This is a genomic window from Erythrobacter sp. JB1-4 (assembly GCF_057365025.1).
On sequence record NZ_CP200292.1, the window covers coordinates 701,448 to 719,926 of the forward strand.

At 58.8% G+C, this 18,479-nt stretch carries 17 protein-coding genes; 11 read left to right on the top strand and 6 right to left on the bottom strand.

The window, feature by feature from the left end; translation table 11 throughout:
- Positions 1-76: 76 nt before the first annotated feature.
- A complete protein-coding gene (locus AC0V61_RS03195; RefSeq protein WP_486155833.1) occupies positions 77-937 on the bottom strand; it encodes a metal-dependent hydrolase in 861 nt (286 codons plus the stop codon).
- On the bottom strand, positions 934-1,449 hold the full coding sequence (locus AC0V61_RS03200) for a styrene oxide isomerase (protein ID WP_486155834.1): 516 nt from the start codon (positions 1,447-1,449) through the stop codon (positions 934-936). The genes AC0V61_RS03195 and AC0V61_RS03200 overlap by 4 nt, the downstream gene beginning before the upstream one ends.
- A 108-nt stretch (positions 1,450-1,557) precedes the next feature.
- Between AC0V61_RS03200 and AC0V61_RS03205 the strand changes: the two genes are divergently transcribed.
- Together AC0V61_RS03205 and AC0V61_RS03210 are read left to right on the top strand one after the other, a co-directional pair.
- Positions 1,558-2,664 carry an NAD(P)H-dependent flavin oxidoreductase gene (locus AC0V61_RS03205; protein WP_486155835.1) on the top strand — a complete coding sequence of 369 codons (1,107 nt, stop codon included), beginning with the start codon at positions 1,558-1,560 and terminating at the stop codon, positions 2,662-2,664.
- Between the two features lie 35 nt (positions 2,665-2,699).
- Entirely contained in the window at positions 2,700-3,437 is a 738-nt protein-coding gene (locus tag AC0V61_RS03210; protein ID WP_486155836.1) for a hypothetical protein, read from the top strand.
- Positions 3,438-3,456: 19 nt separating this feature from the next.
- Here the strand turns inward: AC0V61_RS03210 and AC0V61_RS03215 are convergent, their stop codons facing one another.
- The 3 genes from AC0V61_RS03215 to AC0V61_RS03225 all read right to left on the bottom strand — a co-directional run bounded on the left by AC0V61_RS03215 (position 3,457) and on the right by AC0V61_RS03225 (position 6,538).
- A complete protein-coding gene (locus AC0V61_RS03215) occupies positions 3,457-4,755 on the bottom strand; it encodes a metal-dependent hydrolase family protein (RefSeq protein WP_486155837.1) in 1,299 nt (432 codons plus the stop codon).
- 75 nt (positions 4,756-4,830) lie between these two features.
- A complete protein-coding gene (locus AC0V61_RS03220; protein ID WP_486155838.1) occupies positions 4,831-5,844 on the bottom strand; it encodes a MipA/OmpV family protein in 1,014 nt (337 codons plus the stop codon).
- A 94-nt stretch (positions 5,845-5,938) separates the two neighbouring features.
- Positions 5,939-6,538, bottom strand: a complete 600-nt coding sequence (locus AC0V61_RS03225; protein WP_486155839.1) for a DUF2585 family protein — start codon at positions 6,536-6,538, stop codon at positions 5,939-5,941.
- 103 nt (positions 6,539-6,641) lie between these two features.
- Between AC0V61_RS03225 and crtY the strand changes: the two genes are divergently transcribed.
- The 8 genes from crtY to AC0V61_RS03265 all read left to right on the top strand — a co-directional run bounded on the left by crtY (position 6,642) and on the right by AC0V61_RS03265 (position 15,825).
- Positions 6,642-7,913 carry a lycopene beta-cyclase CrtY gene (gene crtY / locus AC0V61_RS03230; RefSeq protein ID WP_486155840.1) on the top strand — a complete coding sequence of 424 codons (1,272 nt, stop codon included), beginning with the start codon at positions 6,642-6,644 and terminating at the stop codon, positions 7,911-7,913.
- A gap of 3 nt (positions 7,914-7,916) precedes the next feature.
- Positions 7,917-9,485, top strand: a complete 1,569-nt coding sequence (locus AC0V61_RS03235) for a phytoene desaturase (RefSeq protein ID WP_486155841.1) — start codon at positions 7,917-7,919, stop codon at positions 9,483-9,485.
- 74 nt (positions 9,486-9,559) lie between these two features.
- Positions 9,560-9,985, top strand: a complete 426-nt coding sequence (locus AC0V61_RS03240) for an endonuclease domain-containing protein (RefSeq protein WP_486155842.1) — start codon at positions 9,560-9,562, stop codon at positions 9,983-9,985.
- Positions 9,982-10,563 carry an LOG family protein gene (locus AC0V61_RS03245; RefSeq protein ID WP_486155843.1) on the top strand — a complete coding sequence of 194 codons (582 nt, stop codon included), beginning with the start codon at positions 9,982-9,984 and terminating at the stop codon, positions 10,561-10,563. The genes AC0V61_RS03240 and AC0V61_RS03245 overlap by 4 nt, the downstream gene beginning before the upstream one ends.
- Before the next feature lie 10 nt (positions 10,564-10,573).
- Positions 10,574-11,524 (top strand): phytoene/squalene synthase family protein, encoded by a 951-nt coding sequence (locus tag AC0V61_RS03250; RefSeq protein ID WP_486155844.1) that lies wholly within the window; start codon positions 10,574-10,576, stop codon positions 11,522-11,524.
- A gap of 142 nt (positions 11,525-11,666) precedes the next feature.
- Positions 11,667-12,137, top strand: a complete 471-nt coding sequence (locus AC0V61_RS03255) for a nuclear transport factor 2 family protein (protein WP_486155845.1) — start codon at positions 11,667-11,669, stop codon at positions 12,135-12,137.
- Positions 12,134-14,071 carry an acetyl/propionyl/methylcrotonyl-CoA carboxylase subunit alpha gene (locus AC0V61_RS03260; RefSeq protein ID WP_486155846.1) on the top strand — a complete coding sequence of 646 codons (1,938 nt, stop codon included), beginning with the start codon at positions 12,134-12,136 and terminating at the stop codon, positions 14,069-14,071. Before AC0V61_RS03255 ends, AC0V61_RS03260 begins: the two co-directional genes overlap by 4 nt.
- 203 nt (positions 14,072-14,274) lie before the next feature.
- Complete coding sequence (locus AC0V61_RS03265; RefSeq protein ID WP_486155847.1) at positions 14,275-15,825, top strand: acyl-CoA carboxylase subunit beta; 1,551 nt, start codon at positions 14,275-14,277, stop codon at positions 15,823-15,825.
- Between the two features lie 98 nt (positions 15,826-15,923).
- Here the strand turns inward: AC0V61_RS03265 and AC0V61_RS03270 are convergent, their stop codons facing one another.
- On the bottom strand, positions 15,924-17,195 hold the full coding sequence (locus AC0V61_RS03270) for a multidrug effflux MFS transporter (protein WP_486155848.1): 1,272 nt from the start codon (positions 17,193-17,195) through the stop codon (positions 15,924-15,926).
- 135 nt (positions 17,196-17,330) lie between these two features.
- On the opposite strand from AC0V61_RS03270, the gene dinB reads away from it, so the two are divergent.
- A complete protein-coding gene (gene dinB, locus AC0V61_RS03275) occupies positions 17,331-18,479 on the top strand; it encodes a DNA polymerase IV (RefSeq protein WP_486155849.1) in 1,149 nt (382 codons plus the stop codon).

Genomic DNA, 18,479 nt, shown 5'->3' on the forward strand with positions numbered 1-18,479 from the left:
CTGATGCAAGAAGGACTGCATCAGACATTGACTACAGATGTAGTCGACGTCAAGTGTCGTCTAATCTCGCCCTGCCTCAGGCAAAGCGCGCAGGGATCTCCGGATTGCTCGTATCGAGGAGCGGAATCTCGCCATCACCAAGCCCCGCGTACGCCTGCGCCCAATGCTGGACCCATTGGGGGTCGTCCACTTTGCTGGGGTGATAACCAGGGATAAGCGCCCGCAGCATTGCAGGCCCTGCGTTCCAGAAGAAACGCCCGACCATGGCGTAAAGCGTAAGTCTGCTGGAGAGTTTGCCCCAACGGCCATCACGCTCAAGCATACATTTATAAGCCTTTCGGCTCATCCAAGCGACATGCGAAGCGCCCACAATGAGCCCCCATTGCTGTGCAAAGTAATCTTTACCAAACAGGTGTTTGTAGAGGTCATAGGCGACATTCTTATGCTCGGTCTCTTCGACGAAATGCCACAGAACGAGGCTGGCGACATTGGCATCAGAGCCCGCAAACAACGCCTTTCGGTTCTCAATCAGCCACTCAGAGATACCGATGGTCATGGTCTCAAACCCGGCGGTGTAGGCAAGACGCCATTTGAGGCTGCGTTTCTGGAACTTGGCGTAGTCCTGAACCATCATCGCCTCGACCTCGGCGAGTTCAGGATAGTGCGCTTTCAAGATATCGTTGTAGCGGCGGTGATTGCGATAATGCGCGCCTTCCTGCCCCATAAACCCTTCGACTTCGGCCTTGAGCTTTGGATCATCGACAAGGGTAAGAGCCTCACGCACGGTCTTGATCAGGAACGGTTCGAGGTATGGCATGGTGAGCGATGCGCCGTTGACCATATGGCTCCATTCGGGCTTGTCAGAATTCCACACTGGATCAATGTCTTCGTCAAAGCGGAAAGGGATGCGGCGAACTAGGATTTGCGGATCACTCATGATGCGTTCCTAATGTGAGAATACTGCTGCCACGCGCCCCAAAGAAGCAGCGCAAAGCCGACATGCACGCCGATCATGGCGGGCCAGCCGGACACAAAGATAATGTTGTTGGTGAGGACATCGCCCGGAAACGGCCCTCCCCCAAATTCCAGCCCGCGTGTGCCTAACAACGCGTTCGCAATCGCCGGCAGTGTAAACATCCATCCGAACGCCAAGCACGACCAGAACAATACGCTTTGCGCCCTCTCGCCCAGCCGGATGTAAGCGCCCGCAGCCCCAATCGCGATGAGCATGGTGCCGTTGGTGATGCCTTCAAGGTGCGCCATATTCCACGCACGCCGGTCTCCGGGAATATCGGCCGGGACATCCTGCACAAACGGCCACAGATCAATCGCACCCAGCGTGTAGAAGAAATAGAGCCAACCCGAAAAGACCGCCGAAATCAGCAGCCCCACACCGTTGATCACCAAAAGCGACCGGCGGCGGTCGGTCAAGATATTCGTCCCATCCATCGCACTTCTCCCCGGTGCATGTTTGCACCCTTGTTGACCAGTTTTGCAGCTTAGGCAAACCTGAGCTGTCTGCACGCCCGGAGGGATAAGAATACTATGCCGTTTAAAATGACCGAGATGGTGGGATGTGAATTCCCGCTTTTCGCCTTTAGCCATTGCCGCGACGTTGTGGTGGCCGCGAGCCGGGCAGGCGGTTTTGGGGTGCTGGGTGCGGTGTCCTATACGCCCGAAGAGCTTGAGCAGGCGCTTTGCTGGATCGATGATCATGTCGATGGCAAGCCATACGGCATCGATGTTTTGATCCCCGAGGTGCAGGCGGTCGACAATTCGGTGAACATGGATGCAATTATGGCTCAGATCCCGAGCCAATATCACGATTTCACCGCTCAGATTATGGAAGAATGCGGGATTGGTGAGAAGGCGCAATCGCCATATGGGGGCACAAACAAGCCCAACACTTCGCTTGGCCAAGAACTGCTTGAGGTGAGCTTCAACCACCCGGTGCGCCTGATCGCCAATGCGCTTGGCACGGCTCCCCCTGAAATGATTGCGGCGGGCAAGAAACACGGCATCCCCGTGGCGGCTCTGGTTGGGGCGAAGGAACATGCGCTCAAGCAAGTCGATGCGGGCGTTGACATTATCGTTGCCCAAGGCGGCGAAGGCGGCGGGCATTGCGGCGATGTGTCGACCGTGGTGCTGATCCCGGAGGTTGTGCGCGCGATTGCCGACGTGGGCGCCGATATCCCCGTGCTGGCCGCTGGTGGCATCATGACCGGCGAACAGATGGCAGGCATGATGGCCATGGGGGCGGCTGGCGCATGGTGCGGGAGCGTGTGGCTCGCCTCGCCTGAGGCAGAGACGACGCAAGTTTTCAGGGAGAAAATGGTCGCGGCTGGCTCACGCGACACCATCCGCTCCAAACACCGCACCGGCAAATTCTCACGCCAATTAAAGAGCGAATGGCATGAGCGCTGGGAGGCAGCAGGCCTTCCCGCCCTCCCCATGCCGCTTATGAGTGTTTTGACAGAACCCGTCCTTCGCGCGCTCGATCAAGCAGCGGTAAGCGGGAACACAAAAGCGCAAGAGCTCTCCAGCTATTGGGTGGGCCAGGGTCTTGGCCTTGTCCAAGATCAACGCGGCGTTGGCACCATTGTGCAGGACTTTAAAGCAGGCTTTGCGCGCGGGTTTGAAGGACTTGCCCAAGCCGTGGAATAGCGTCACAAGCCAAGATCGGCAGAAAGGCGCACGATATGCTCTCATCGATCAGAATTCTCATCCTCGCAGCTCTTGCATTTTTGCATGGCGCTGTTCTTGCCCAAGACACAAATGATGAGGACGCGCACAAGGCGCTTGCCCTTGCGTTCTCGTCCGAGAAAATCGCGCTGCTTCGCTTTGAGCAGGACATGAAGGTCAGCTTCTCAAGCGGTATGAAGCAAGTGCCCGAAATGGCGCAGATGGAGCGTGAGTGCCCCGGCTATATTACCGGGCTTGGCAAAACCATGCGACCGATGATGCGCGAGGGGCATCTGGAGGACAATCTTTGGTATCGCGGCCAATTGATCAAACTGTTTCGCGCCCGTCTTCCTAAGGATGACGCCGCCAATGCAGCGCAATTCTATGGGTCAGAGCAGGGGCAAAACCTGCTAGCGCAAGCGATTTTGAGCCAGACCGGGGAAAACGCGCTTGCGGAGATATCGGAAAATTTCGGCGAAGACACTGCGCTTTCAGCAGAGGCCTATGCCGCAGACCAAAAGGCCACAACCGACCGTTTGGTGCAAAGGATGGGTCCCGAAGAGCTAGCGGCGCTCGGGACTGTACTTGCCAAAGCAGAATGGTTTCCAAAATTCATGGCATTAATGCCCGAAATTCAAAGCCTTGGGCTACAAATGTTCAACCGGGAATATTCGCCCCCGCTAACGGCCCAGATCAACACCGCTGTTGAGAGCTTTACGACGGCGCATTTGAAGGCTTGCGGGTTACCTGAATAATAAGCGCTAAAGGCCCCGCCTATTCGACAACCCGCCCCCGCACCATCACGAAACCGACATCCTCAAGCACGCTCACATCCTCAAGCGGATTGCCACTCACTGCGATGATATCGGCTGAGAAACCCGCCTTGATCTGACCGATTTCGTCTTCAAGGCCAAGCACGCCCGCGGCAACTGTCGTGGCGCTTGCCAAGGCCTGCCGGTTGGTGAGGCCACCCTTCACCATCAGAGCAAATTCGCCCGCATTCTCGCCGTGGGGAAAGACGCCTGCGTCGGTGCCAAAGGCAATTGGGACGCCATATTCAATCGCGCGTTCAACAATGGTGTCAGCATAGGCGGCGACGACGCGGATTTTCTCTTCGACAATCGGGGTGTAGACACCTTTACCAAGGCCCTTTTTGATGCCTTCAAACGCCATGAGAGTGGGAACCAGATAGGTCCCGCTATCCTTCATGGCTTGGGCTGCGTCTTCATCGATGTAAGTGCCATGCTCGATGGTTTGGACGCCTGCAGCAGCCGCCGCTTCAATCCCGCGTGCGCCGTGAGCGTGAGCGGCAACGTTAAGGCCAAGGCTCTTTGCGGTTTCAACGATTGCGACCATCTCAGGGTTGGTAAAATGCGCCTCAAGCCCGCGCCCTTGCTGAGACAGCACGCCGCCGGTGGCCGTGATCTTGATCAAGTCCGCGCCATATTGCGAGGCTTGGCGCACTTTTTCGGCGCATTGAACAGGTCCGGTGCACGCAAAGCCGCTGGCAAGCACATCGTTCACGTCCTTTGTGAAGCCGCTGATATCGCCATGCCCACCCACAATGGAGATGGTGCGCGCGGCCGTCACAACACGGGGGCCGGGCACAAGGCCCTCTGCGGTTGCTTGGCGAAGCGACTGGGTGACTTGATCGGTGCGGCTTCCCAGATCACGAATGGTGGTAAACCCTGCAAGCGCAGTGATGCGCGCGTTCTTGGCAGCGATCAGGGTCGAGTACTCAGGCGGCGTGGTGGCCGAGCGCCAGAATTCGCCGGAAGGATCGCCAGACAGGTGCGTGTGAAGGTCGATGAGGCCGGGAAGAACGGTTTTGTCGGAGAGGTCAATCTGCTCCGTGCCCCGCGCCTCCCATTCGGCGACGGGTGCCGCTTCGGGATCATAAATGGACTGGATTTTGCCATCCACCACCACGATCACTTTGGGACCCGTGGGCTCACTATCGGCATCGGTGATAACGCTGCCTGCATAGATCAGCGTATCTGCTGATGCGGGCGATGCGATAAGTCCAGCGGCGATTGCTGCCAGACAGATGCGCAAATGCTTTGCAAATTTCATGGATCAGAGCCCTCTCAATTGTCTTTGAGTGACCTGATGCAGCGGCGAACGCTGTCTGGCAAGAGCGACCGAACTTTAAAAGGTGTAGGCCACCCCTATACCGCCAAACAGCTGGTTTGCGCTGCCCCTCACGCTCGTAAATGGTGTGTCCGCCGCATCTCCAACAAGGCGCGAATAGCCTGCGATACCGTAGAGGCTAAAGCCGCCGTTGAGCGCGTTGCCATCCAGATCATAGGTCCCGATTGCGGTGAGCCCAACCGATTCAAGCCCGCCATCGGCTGTGAACTGCGCAAGACCCGTGGCCGCGCTTTGTGCAGGGGTGACCGAGTAATAATAGTCCGCGTAACTATCATCGACGATTGCAGCGCTGGCGCTGAGTTGCAGGCTGGCCGCGCGGCCAAGAGGCGTGAAATATCCAACGCTTGGGCTAAGGATCATCCCATCATGCGCGCCCAGAATATCCCAGCTGACCCCTGCAGAAAGGCTGAGCCGGTCGCGCGTTCTAAACACACTGGGAAAGCTCACACCGCCGCTGAGCCCAACCTCAAGCGCTGTATCGAGCGGCTCGGCCAATTCCACCACATCGTCTTGGATCTGGTTGGCGCGGTCATTGCGAAACCGGATTGAGGGGCCGAAAGAAAACGACGGCTTATTAGACACAGGCGGCGGGCCTGATGGGGGGCCAGAGGGAGGACCAGAACGGAGACTGGCAGGTGGTCCACCGCTTGGGCCGTCGGAAAGGAAATTGAGCGTGAAACCGGGCCCATTGGGGCTGATCCCGACACCAGCGACCCGGCCCACAACCAATGGCAATGGGAAAAACCGATAGTCGTCAGAGCCTGAATAGCTGGGCACAAGGCCTACGCCGATGCCAACTGTCGCCCATGTGTCGTCAAAAACGGGCTTTTCGAATGGAACATCGGGCGGCGGACCACCGGCGCCTTGAGGAGGTCTGCGGTTCTCTTGCTCTTCGCCGCCTTGTTCATTTTCAGAATTCGAAGGCTCACCTTCATTGGCCGCAAGCGGGCTCGCCAGTGCTCCCACAAAAGCAATTGCTGCAAATTTTCGATAGGTTTGACGTGATAGCATGAGGGGCACTTTCGTTTATGCCCTCACAACCTCTCGCCCCGCGCGCAGTTCCCCAAATGCGATAGGTGGTTGTTACTTAGCCCCCGCAGCCTGCCTAAGCCCCGCCAGCTCCCGCCGCCTGCCACTCAGCTATCGCGTCAATCGGGAAAAGCAGCATAATGACTGTCAGCGTCAGCCCATCGCGCACCACCCATGCCGCGAGCACTTCGAGCACAATCGCTCCCACTATCGTGACTTTCACCGGCAGACGCATGGCGAGGTAAAACCCAAAGGCCATCCAACCGATATCGGCAAAGGAATTGAGCACGCTGTCCCCCGAATAGCCCCAATTGGCAGTCACCGAACGGAACCGGTCAATCACCATCTGCGTATTCTCAAGCACTTCCCAAGCAGCCTCCAAAAGCACCGCAAGCGGGAGGCCCCAATGAACCGCGCGCTCCCCGCCGATCTTCCATTTGGCGAACAGCAGCCAGCCTAGCGCATAGAATATCGGCCCATGGATGATGTGGCTGGGCGTGTACCAATCGGCGATATGCTGAGAGTTGCCCATCGAATTGATGTCGCCATGCCACAGCTTCACATAGCCGCACTCGCAAATCGGCGGGCGGCCCATGGCGAGCAATATCCCGACGGTTGCGACGGTGATTGCCATAGAGACGATGATCGTCCGGCGGCTGGGTTTCAGGAGTGCCATGTGCAACTTTCTGAATCAAAGGCGCAAAAGACGCAAGTTTTGCGAGTAGGACGGCACTGTAACGTTGCTCCCACACTGCCACTGTCCTAGGGCTTTTACGCAGATGACCGACTCACAAGTGGATTGCGTAATTGTAGGCGGCGGCCTGGCAGGCGGATTGATTGCGCTTGCCCTTCAGCGTGCCCGGCCCGAATTTCGCATCCGAGTGATCGAGGCAGGTCGAACCATTGGCGGCAATCACCGTTGGAGCTGGTTTGACAGCGACCTCACCAAAGAAGGCCGCGCGCTGCTTTCCGCCTTTCGCCAAACCGATTGGGAGAGCGGCTACGAGGTCAAATTTCCCAAGTATCGCCGCAAGCTGAAGACCGCGTACCGCTCCATGGCTTCGCCCGATTTCCATGAAGGGATCGTGCGCGAACTGCCCGAAGGCTCCGTAATCCTTGGGCGCAAAGCGGTCAGCTTGGATGCGCGCGGGGTCGATTTGGCGGCGAGTGAGTACAATCGCGCTGAACGCATCAATGCGCGCAGCGTCATCGACTGCCGCAGTTTTAAACCGAGCAAGCATTTGAAAGGCGGCTGGCAGGTCTTTCTTGGTCGCCACATGCGCCTCGACAAACCGCACGGGGTTGAGCGCCCCGTCATAATGGACGCGACCGTCGATCAGCTCGCCCCGCACGGCAATGGCGGCTCTTACCGCTTCGTCTATGTGCTTCCCTTGGGCGTGCACGATGTCTTTATCGAAGACACCTATTACGCCGACGACCCACTGCTTGACCGCAATGCTCTGTCCGGCCGCATCGACCAATATGCTCGCGCGCAAGGGTGGACCGATGGGCTTCCCGTTCACCACGAGGCAGGTGTCCTGCCGGTGCTGACCGGAGGCGATTTTGCCGCCTATCAGGACGAGGTTCGCATTCCCGGCGTTGCGATTGCCGGTGCGCGCGGCGGCTTTACTCATCCTCTCACCAGCTACACCATGTGCGTGGCGGTGGAGAACGCTTTGGCCATCGCAGCCGAAGCAGACCTTTCAGGAGAACAGCTCGCGGCGTTTTTTGACGCCCGGGCGCGGCGGCATTGGGCAAAAGTGGGATATTACCGGCTGCTCGCACGTTTCCTGTTTTTCGCGGCCAAACCCGAGAGGCGCGTGAAAGTGTTTCAACGCTTTTACAAGCTTCGCGAGGGGTTAATTGAACGGTTCTATGCCGGGCGGTCCAGCCTCTTTGACAAGGTCCGCGTCCTATGGGGTGAGCCCCCCGTAGCTATACACTCGGCCATGGTGGCCATGTTTAAGTCTGGTCCAGCGCTGAAGTCGGACAAGTCTGAAACGGCAGCCGCGCAAGCCACGCTCGCAGACGAATTGCAAACGGAGAAATAGGCCATGAACGCCGATCCCACTCTCGATTTTACTCCAGCCGTGACAGGCGAACGCGGTATCAATCCGGTCATCGCTGAGAAATACGCTGGCAAAACCGCCTGCGTCATCGGCTCCGGCTTTGGCGGCATGGCTTTGGCGTTGCGCCTCCAATCGCACGGCATCGCCACCACCGTTGTCGAAGCGCGCGATAAGCCGGGTGGCCGTGCATATTTCTGGGAAAAAGACGGCTTTACCTTTGATGCTGGTCCCACTGTCATCACCGACCCGCCCTGCCTTAAAGAGCTGTGGGAGCTGACTGGCCACGACATCTCTGAAGATGTGGAGCTGATGAAGGTTCACCCCTTCTACCGCCTCAATTGGCCTGATGGTACGAACTTCGACTATTCCAACGATGACGAGGAACTCGCCGCCGAAATCGCCAAGCTGAACCCTGACGATGTGGTCGGTTACCAGCGCTTCCTTGAATACTCGGCCCGCGTCCATGATGAGGGCTATGTGAAGCTGGGCACAGTGCCCTTCCTCGACTTTAAATCCATGCTCAAAGCCGCGCCTGCTCTCGTCAAAGAGAAAGCATGGCGCAGCGTTTATGACATGGTTTCAAGCTACATCAAAGACGAGCGCCTGCGCGAAGCTTTCAGCTTCCACACGCTCCTGGTCGGTGGCTCGCCGATGAAAACATCTGCGATCTACGCGCTCATTCACAAGCTTGAGAAAGACGGCGGCGTCTGGTGGGCACGCGGCGGAACCAACCGTTTGATCGCAGGCATGGTGCGTCATTTTGAGCGCCTTGGCGGCACAATGCGCGTCGGCGACCCCGTGGTTCAGGTGCACACAGCGGGCACCAAAGCGACCGAGGTTGAGACCAAGTCGGGCTGGAAACAGCGCTTCGACGCGGTTTCGTCCAACGCCGATATCATGCACTCTTACAAAGACCTGCTTGGGGCATCCGACCGGGGTAAGAAGCAAGCGAAGGCACTTGCCCGCAAAAGCTATTCGCCATCGCTCTTTGTCGTCCACTTTGGCCTTGAGGGCACATGGCCGGGCATTGCGCACCACCAAATCCTGTTTGGCCCGCGCTACAAAGGTCTGGTTGATGACATCTACAAGCACGGCGTTCTGCCGCAGGATTTCTCGATCTACCTCCACCACCCAACCGTCACCGACCCATCGATGGCACCAAAGGGCATGAGCACATTCTACGCGCTCGTTCCCGTGGCTCATATGGGCAAAATGCCGATTGATTGGGACGTCGAAGGGCCCAAGTTTGAAAAGGCGATCCTCGACGAAGTGGGCCGCCGCCTGATCCCGGACATCCACGACCGGATCGTCACCAAATTCAGCTACGCGCCTAAGGATTTCCAAGCCGACCTCAACGCCCATATGGGCAGCGCGTTCAGCCTGGAGCCGGTCCTGTGGCAAAGCGCCTATATGCGCGGCCACAACCGCGACGATGTGATCGACAATTTCTACCTCGTCGGCGCAGGCACGCACCCCGGAGCTGGCATCCCCGGCGTTGTGGGAAGCGCAAAGGCAACGGCAGGGCTGATGCTTGAAGATTTGGCGGTTAAGTAAGTCCTCCCCGCTAACGGGGAGGGGGACCACGAAGTGGTGGAGGGGCACCCTCAATCAAGCGCAAGGGGCACCCGATGATCACAGGACCACAGCAGACGGTTAAACGGGCGAGAATGCTACGCCGCGAAATGACGCTGCCCGAAGTTCTGTTATGGCAAGCCCTTCGCAAACGCCCCGGACGCCACAAATTCCGACGCCAGCATCCCGCAGGCCGCTATGTGCTCGATTTCTTCTGCGCGAAGGCGAGGCTTGCAATCGAGGTCGATGGACGCGCGCATGATGGCGCAACAGCGGTTGCGAGGGATCGGGCGCGTTCTTATTTCCTCCGCTCGCGAGGAATTGCGACCACGCGCATTCCAGCCGAACTCGTGCTTGAAGATTTGGCGTCAGTGGTTAGGCGTATTGTCGTGATTTGTGATGATCGAGTTCGCGCCTTGACGAATGTGCCCCTCCACCAAGCTGTGCTTGGTCCCCCTCCCCATTCTGGGGAGGACCTATGAAACGCCTAGCTGTCTACTGCGGCTCCGCCACACCCGAAGACCCGCGCTATGTCGAGCTTGCCTATGACGTGGGCAAAACGCTTGGCGAGCGAGGCATTGGCACCGTCTACGGCGGAGGACGCCTTGGCCTTATGGGCGCTGTCGCGAAGGGTGCTCTCGAGGCTGGCGGCGAAGTTATCGGGGTCATCCCAGAGGCGCTCGCCAACTCCGAGGTTGCCAATCACGATTGCACGCAGCTCTACACGGTCTCGGGCATGCACGAGCGCAAACAACGCTTCACCGACCTCTCCGATGGCTTCGTCACCCTGCCCGGCGGCGTTGGCACTATGGATGAGCTTTGGGAGGCGATGAGCTGGGCACAGCTTGGCTATCACTCGGACCCTGTGGGACTCCTCAACGCCTTTGGCTTTTACGACGAACTGATCGCTTTCAATCAGAAAATGGCGGATGTAGGCTTTGTACGACCGGTGCACTCCGGCATCCTCGTCCACGCTGAGACTATCGGCGATCTCATCGACAAAATGGACAGCTACGTCCCGCACAAACCCATCTTCCAGATGAAAGCGGACGATCTATAAGGCTGCTGTGATGAGTGTCGACGCAGAAACCCGCAGCCAATTGGTCGCCCATGCCAGAGCCACGATCAAACACGGCTCGCAAAGCTTCTCTGCCGCCTCGCAGCTCTTCGACAGCGAGACCCGCGAGCGCGCGTGGTTGCTCTATGCCTGGTGCCGTCAATGCGATGACATCGCCGACAACCAAGTTCTCGGCGGCGAACTTGGCGACCAATCCGATTTGAACGAACGCTTGGCCCACATCCGCCGTCTCACGGCCCTAGCATTCGAGGGCAAACCCACCGGCGACCCGGCCTTCGACGCGCTGGGCGTGGTGGCCGAGGAATGCGGGCTTACCCCGGCTATGGCTGAGGACGTTATCGCCGGCTTCGCACTCGACGCCGATGATTGGAGACCGCGTTCAGAGGCCGATATGATGCGCTATTGCTACCACGTGGCGGGCGCCGTCGGCGTAATGATGGCGGTCGTCATGGGCGTTGACCCTAAGGACCAAGACACACTCGACCGCGCGAATGATTTGGGGCTCGCCTTCCAGCTCTCCAACATCGCCCGCGATATCGTTGAGGATGACGCCGCTGGCCGCTGCTACCTCCCCATCAACTGGCTGGTTGAGCAAGACATAGAGCCCGGCCAACACACCAAACCCCACCACCGCGAAGAGCTCGCCGAAATGGCCGCGCGCCTTGTGGCCCTTGTCGAAAAACACGAAGCCGCCGCGCGAGTGGGCGCAGAACGCCTACCTTTTCGCAGCCGCTGGGCCGTGCTCGCCGCCGCCCGCATTTACGGCGCGATTGGGCGCAAGGTGCGGACAAGGGGCACCGAGGCATGGAACAGCCGCACCTTCGTGCCCCGCTGGGAAAAAGCGGCTTACGGCATGCGCGCATTTCTCTCCGCTGCGATCAACCGCGAGAAGCACCCCGACGGTGAGATCACATGGGGCATCAAGGATTTTCGGCCTGCTTGATGAAGAAACGTCATCCCGGACTTGATCCGGGATAACGCTCAAGCCTTGGCGCACCGCGAAAGAGTTATCCTGAAACAAGTTCAGGATGACGAATGCGGCCGGTGGTTTCCATTGTAATAAAGTTGCGCTAGTCCTTTTCTCCATGAGAGGACTTCTGACATTCTTAGCCGCGCTCGTCGCCGCCACGCCCGCGTCTGCGCAAGCGACTGCTGAGCCCGCGCAAGGCGCTATTTCTGCTGTGCGCAGCTTCACCGATGCTTTCGATCGGGGTGACGAGGCAAGCATGACCTCTGTCATCACACCCGACGCGCAAGTCGTCCTTGTGCGCCCTCAAGAAGACGGCGATGTAGTCCGCAGCGTACCACTGGCCGACTTGGCCGCCCGCATTGCAGGTGCGCCTGCTGACCTCAAAGAGCCGATTGCGATTAAGAACGTCATGGTCGACGGGCCGGTTGCGATGGTCTGGGCCGATTTCTCGCTTTTTGTCGATGGAACACGCAGCCATTGCGGCGTCGACATCTTCACCCTCGTTCAAGCCGACGGCACATGGAAAATTTCCCACATCACATACAGCCACATCATTGAGCCTTGCGAAGAGGCCCCTGCGCTATGATCAAGAAACTTCTCATCGCCAACCGGGGCGAGATTGCCTGCCGGATTATGCGCACCGCGCGCGAAATGGGCATTGCGACCGTCGCGGTCTATTCCGATGCGGATGCGAAGGCTCTGCACACGCGCTCTGCCAATGAGGCGGTGCATATTGGCCCTTCGCCTGCGGCTGAAAGTTATCTTGTGGGCGAAAAGATCATCGCCGCTGCCAAGGAAACGGGCGCGGAGGCGATCCATCCGGGCTATGGCTTTCTTTCTGAGAACGCAGACTTCGCGCGTGCCGTGATTGAGGCGGGGCTCATCTGGGTGGGACCAAAGCCTGAGAGCATTGAGGCGATGGGCCTTAAGGATGCCGCCAAAGAGCGCATGATTGCCGCAGGCGTGCCTGTGACGCCGGGGTATCTTGGCGAAGACCAATCACTGGAGCGGCTCACCGCTGAGGCCGAGAGAATCGGCTATCCCGTGCTGATCAAGGCCGTTGCAGGCGGCGGCGGCAAGGGGATGCGCAAGGTTGATGACCCTGCTGATTTCGCGAGCGCGCTTGAAAGCTGCCAGCGCGAGGCCAAGGCGAGCTTTGGCAACACGCAAGTGCTGCTGGAGAAGTGGATCACTTCACCTCGCCATATCGAGGTGCAGGTCTTCGGCGATAGCCACGGCAATGTCGTCCACCTGTTCGAGCGCGATTGCTCGCTCCAGCGCCGCCACCAGAAGGTGATCGAAGAGGCCCCTGCGCCGGGCATGGACGAGGCCACCCGCGAGGAAATCTGCCAAGCCGCCGTGCGCGCTGCCAAAGCGGTAGACTATGAGGGCGCAGGGACAATCGAATTCATCGCTGATGCCAGCGAAGGGCTCCGGGCTGACCGCATCTTCTTTATGGAGATGAACACTAGGCTCCAGGTCGAACACCCCGTCACCGAAGAGATCACCGGCGTGGACTTGGTCGAATGGCAATTGCGCGTGGCCAGCGGCGAGCCGATCCCGATGAAGCAGGAAGAGCTCTCCATCAACGGTTGGGCGATTGAAGCACGGCTCTATGCCGAGGACCCGGCGAAAGGGTTTTTGCCGAGCACGGGGCGGTTGGAGCACTTGTCGTTTGATGCCAAATATTTCCGAGGAGGCGGCCAGCGCATCGAAACAGGCGTTGAAGAGGGCGACGAGGTCAGCCCGCACTACGACCCGATGATCGCAAAACTGGTAGTGCATGGAGAGGGCAGAAACGCCGCGATCGGTAGTCTTCTGAGCCTGATTTCATCGACCATAGTTTACCCGGTTTCGACGAATCTGGCATTTCTTTATCAATGCCTCGACTGCGCGCCGTTCCGAAATGCAGAGCTAGACACCGCTCTCATAGCCGATCTTGGTGATAGCCTGCTCGGCGAGCCGATCTCAGACGACTACATTGGGCACGCACTCTATTACATCATGGAGAGATTCAACGACTCTGATCCATATGAAAAGCATTGGGAGCTTCAAGAGGGCACCGTTGGCTTCAGAGCAAATTTGCCGAGAGCTGAACAAGCCTGCGTTTTCGTTGGAAACGAAGCAAAACTGGCAAGCCTTAATCTCGACACACCCCGTCCACATGTCGGCTTTTATCCAATCGATGATGCGCGGGTTCTAATTAATGACAGAGGTATGGTTGAGATTGTGGCTCTCACACCAGTAGATGGCTTCGCAGGAGCTGCCTCCGCAGCCGACGGCGCTATCCTCGCCCCCATGCCGGGCAAGGTCATCGCTGTGGACGTGGCCGAAGGCGACCACGTCACCGCTGGGCAACGGCTGATGGTCTTGGAGGCGATGAAGATGGAGCATGCGCTCACCGCACCCTTTGATGGGACGGTGACCGGGCTTGAGGCGTCCCAAGGCGGGCAGGTGCAGGTCGAAGCGGTGCTCTGTATTGTTGAACCGGCAGTGGTGGAGCCGCAAGAGAAGGCTTGACCCACCCCCAACCCCTCCCGCAAGCGGGAGGGGAGCGAGACTTGCCAAGCCGAAGGCGAGGCTTAGTCGCAGCGGGGTGGGATGTTTGTTCCACCAATCTTTATCTCGTCACCCCAGCGGAAGCTGGGGTCTCAGGCAGTCTCGCGCTATCCCGCTCTAGATCCCAGCTTTCGCTGGGATGACGGTTTGCCTATGGATGGTGCATGACCTGGGAAAAAGAACTCGAAGAACTGCGCCGCCGCGAAGCCCTCGCCGAAGAAATGGGCGGAGCGGACAAAGTCGCGCGCCAGCATTCGCGCGGCAAAATGGATGCGCGCGCGCGGCTTGATGCGATTTGCGACCCCGGTTCCTTCCGCGAGATCGGCAAGATAGCTGGCAAAGGCCACTATGACGAAAATGGCGACCTTAAAGGCGTCACCCCCGCCCCCTTCCTCTTCGGCAAAGCCACGATAAACGGCCGCCCCGTTGTCGCCACAGCAGACGACTTCACCATTCGAGGCGGCGCGGCGGATGCTGGGATCAAGCGCAAGATGGTGCAGGCCGAGCAGATGGCGCATGAGCTAAAGCTCCCCATTATCAAGATGATCGATGGCACCGGCGGCGGCGGCAGCGTCAAAACGCTTGAGCAGATCGGCGCGACTTACATTCCGGCGGTTCCGGGCTGGGGTGATACGGTCAAGAACCTCGATACCGTGCCCGTGGTGGCCTTGGCGCTTGGTCCAACGGCTGGCCTTGGCGCAGCGCGGATTGCGGCGAGCCATTATTCGATCATGGTGCGCGGGCTCTCGCAATTGTTCGCAGCGGGCCCTGCCGTGGTCGACGGCTTGGGCGAGGCGTACAAGAGCGCGCAGGACCACCAACTGGCCAAGGAAGAGCTTGGCGGCGTCGACATTCACACCCGCAATGGCGTGGTCGATGATGAAGTGGCTAGCGAGGAAGAGGCCTTTGCAAGGGCGCGCTATTTCCTCTCCTTTATGCCCGAGCACGTCGGACAACACGCCCGCCGCGCGGAACCCACTGACCCGGTGGACCGGCGGGAGGAAGCGCTACTTTCCTTAGTCCCACGTGATGACAAGCAAGTGTACTCCATGCGCCCCGCAATGGACTTGATCCTCGATAAAGGCACCGTGTTTGAGATCGGCAAAAACTGGGGCCGCGCCGCGATCACAGCGCTTGCTCGGCTCGATGGCTGGCCCGTGGCGGTTGTGGCCTCTGATCCCAGCTATCTTGGTGGATCATGGGAAGCGAAAACCAGCGAAAAGGTCGAGCGCTTCGTCAAACTCGCCGATCAGTTCCGCCTGCCGATTGTGCATCTTGTCGACAACCCCGGCTTTATGATCGGGCGCGAGGCGGAAGAGGCAGGCACGATCCGTTACGGCGTGGCTGCGATGAACGCGATTTATCGCGCCACCGTGCCGCTTGCGAGCGTCGTCATGCGCCGCGCCTACGGCATAGCGGGCAGCGCGATGAGCAATGCGGACCTCTACCAATATCGTTACTGCTGGCCCTCGGGCGATTGGGGCAGCCTACCCATCGCAGGCGGTTTGGAGGTCGCTTATAAGTCGGAAATCGCGGCGTCCGATGATCCAGAAGCCGAGCTTGAGAAGATCAAAGAGCGTTTGAACAAAGTCACATCACCGTTCCGCAGCGCCGAACTTTTCAACGTCGAGGATATCATCGACCCGCGCGATACACGGCCATTGCTGTGCGAATTTGCTGATCTGGCTTGGCGTAGGCTGAAAGCGGACGGATAAGAGGGCCCACCCCCAACCCCTCCCGCAAGCGGGAGGGGAGCGAGACTTAGCGAACCGTAGGTGAGCTTAGTCGCAGCGGGGTGGGCAATGGCGCTACCCTAGCTCCGCATCCCGCTCGGGTAGCGTTGCTGGGCTTGAGGGGGCGCGAAAAGTCGGCCCTTCTCGCTGAACAGCACAAGCAACAGACACGCAATCCCATTGATCAAAAGCGCCAAAGCCAAGGGTCGCGCTGTGCCATCAAAGGCGTAACCAATCGCCGCCCCCAACAACGCGGCCGTGGTCATGCGCACAAAACCGTGCACAGAGCTTGCCGCGCCCGCGATATGGAAAAATGGGTTCATCGCGATTGAGCCGAAATTGCTCCCGATAAAGCCAAGCAGCGCCATGTTAATCGCCATCAGGGCCACGAACTGCCACAAGGTTTCGTGCCCGCTAAAGGCCACAATCACTTGAATGCCGGCCACCGCAATAAACACGAAAAGCGCTGTGTGGCTTACTCGCCGCGCGCCGAAACGCTCGACAATGCGCGAGTTTGACCAGCTCGCAATTGCCATTGAGCCCGCGCAAATTCCGAACACGACCGGGAAGAGGTCAGGCGCGCCAAAGGCATCGCTGATCAGCTGCTGAGAGGAATTGATGAAGCCGAACAGCGCGCCAAAAACCAGTGTGCTGCCAATGACATAACCGATCACCGAACGATTGCTCAGCGCGCTCCACATATTGCGGGCGATCACGGGTGCGACAATCGGCTGACGGTTTTCAGGGTCGAGGCTTTCGGGCAGGCGGAAATACACCCAGCTGCCGATAATGACCCCTTGCACTGCCATCGCCGCAAAGATCAGGCGCCAATTGCCTACCATCAAGATAAGCTCACCGATGCTGGGCGCGATGGCAGGAACCATCAGGAAAATCACGAAGATGAGGCTCATCATCTTCGCCATTTTGTCGCCGCCCACCCGGTCGCGGATAATCGCTGGGGGTAGCGCCACAATGCCAGCTGCAAAGAACCCGGCGGCTGCGCGCACGGCAAGCAATTGCTCGTAGTTTTGCACCATGGCGCAGGCGAGCGCGAGGGTGATGTAAATCGCGATTGAGGTGAGCAGTATGGGTCGCCGCCCATACCGATCCGCTAATGCTCCCGGCACCAAAGCGCCGATACCAGCGGTGAGAAGGTAGATGCCGATGACAAACTGCCGGTCATTGCCTGCGACACCCAAATCCAGCGCCATGTCGTCCAACGCGGGCAACATTGCGTCGATCCCGAAGGCCTGTAGAGCCATCAGAAACGCCATCAGCCAGATAAGCTCGCGCTCACTGATGGGCTTGGTCGGGGCAGGAGTGGTCAACGGCGCTGACGGATTTTTGGCCATGGCAGGCTCATTGCCTACCTCGCTCGCGGATAGCCACTTTTCTTTTTGCATGGCCGTAGAATGGACAAGTGCGGCCCTTGTTCCAAAACCTAGGTTGTTCCGAAGAAGGGGAAAGCAGGTTAGAGAGGGCCGGTGATGAGCGCGCATGCATCAAATCCCGAACAAGATGCGGATGAGATACCGCAAGAGGCTGCCAATGAAGCTGCGGGCCTGCGCAAGATCATCCATGTCGATATGGACGCGTTTTTTGCGAGCGTTGAGCAGCGCGATGATCCGGAACTGCGCGGCAAGCCAGTGGCGGTCGGAGGCTCTGGCGGGCGTGGCGTAGTCGCAGCGGCAAGCTATGAGGCGCGGCGGTTCGGGGTACGCAGCGCCATGCCCTCGGTGACGGCCAAAAGGCTGTGCCCCGACCTCATTTTCGTGCGACACCGGTTTGATGCATACAAAGAAGCCAGCCGAACCATCCGCGCAATCTTTCACCATCACACGCCGCATGTCGAACCGCTGAGCTTGGACGAGGCATACTTGGATGTAACCGAAGATCGCCTTGGCATCGGTTCGGCTACGCGCATCGCACAACTTATCCGGCAAGAGATCCGCGCGAAGACCAAGCTTACGGCAAGCGCAGGCATCTCCTACAACAAATTCCTCGCCAAGATTGCGAGCGATCAGAATAAGCCCGATGGCATGTGCGTGATCCGCCCGGGACAAGGCGCGGACTTTGTCGCAGGGCTGCCAATCCGCCGCTTCCACGGTGTTGGGCCAAAGGCTGAGGAGAAGATGAAGCGGCTGGGGATTGAGACTGGCGCGGATTTGGCCACAAAAGACATCGCCTTTCTCCGGGCCAATTTTGGCAGCTTTGCAGACTACCTCTATCGTGCGGCGCGCGGGATCGACCTTAGGCCCGTTCGAGCGCACCGGGTGAGGAAATCTGTAGGCGGAGAGCGGACATTCAGCGAGGACATCTCAAGCGGTTCCCTGCTGCGCGAAACGCTTGAGAACACGATCGACTATGTCTGGGAGAGCATCGAGCGCAACAAAGCGCGCGGGCGTACGGTGACGCTCAAGGTGAAGTTCAACGATTTCAGGAATATGACCCGCTCGAAGTCGGTAACGCACTGGATTGAAACGAAGGAAGAATGGGCGAGCCTCGCCCGCGAGCTTTTGGAAGAGGCGCTCCCTTTGCCCATGCCGATCCGCTTGATGGGGCTCACCCTATCCAACCTCGATCACGGGAAAGAGGAAAGCCCCAAGGAAGACAGCGCTCAATTGTCCTTGTTGTAA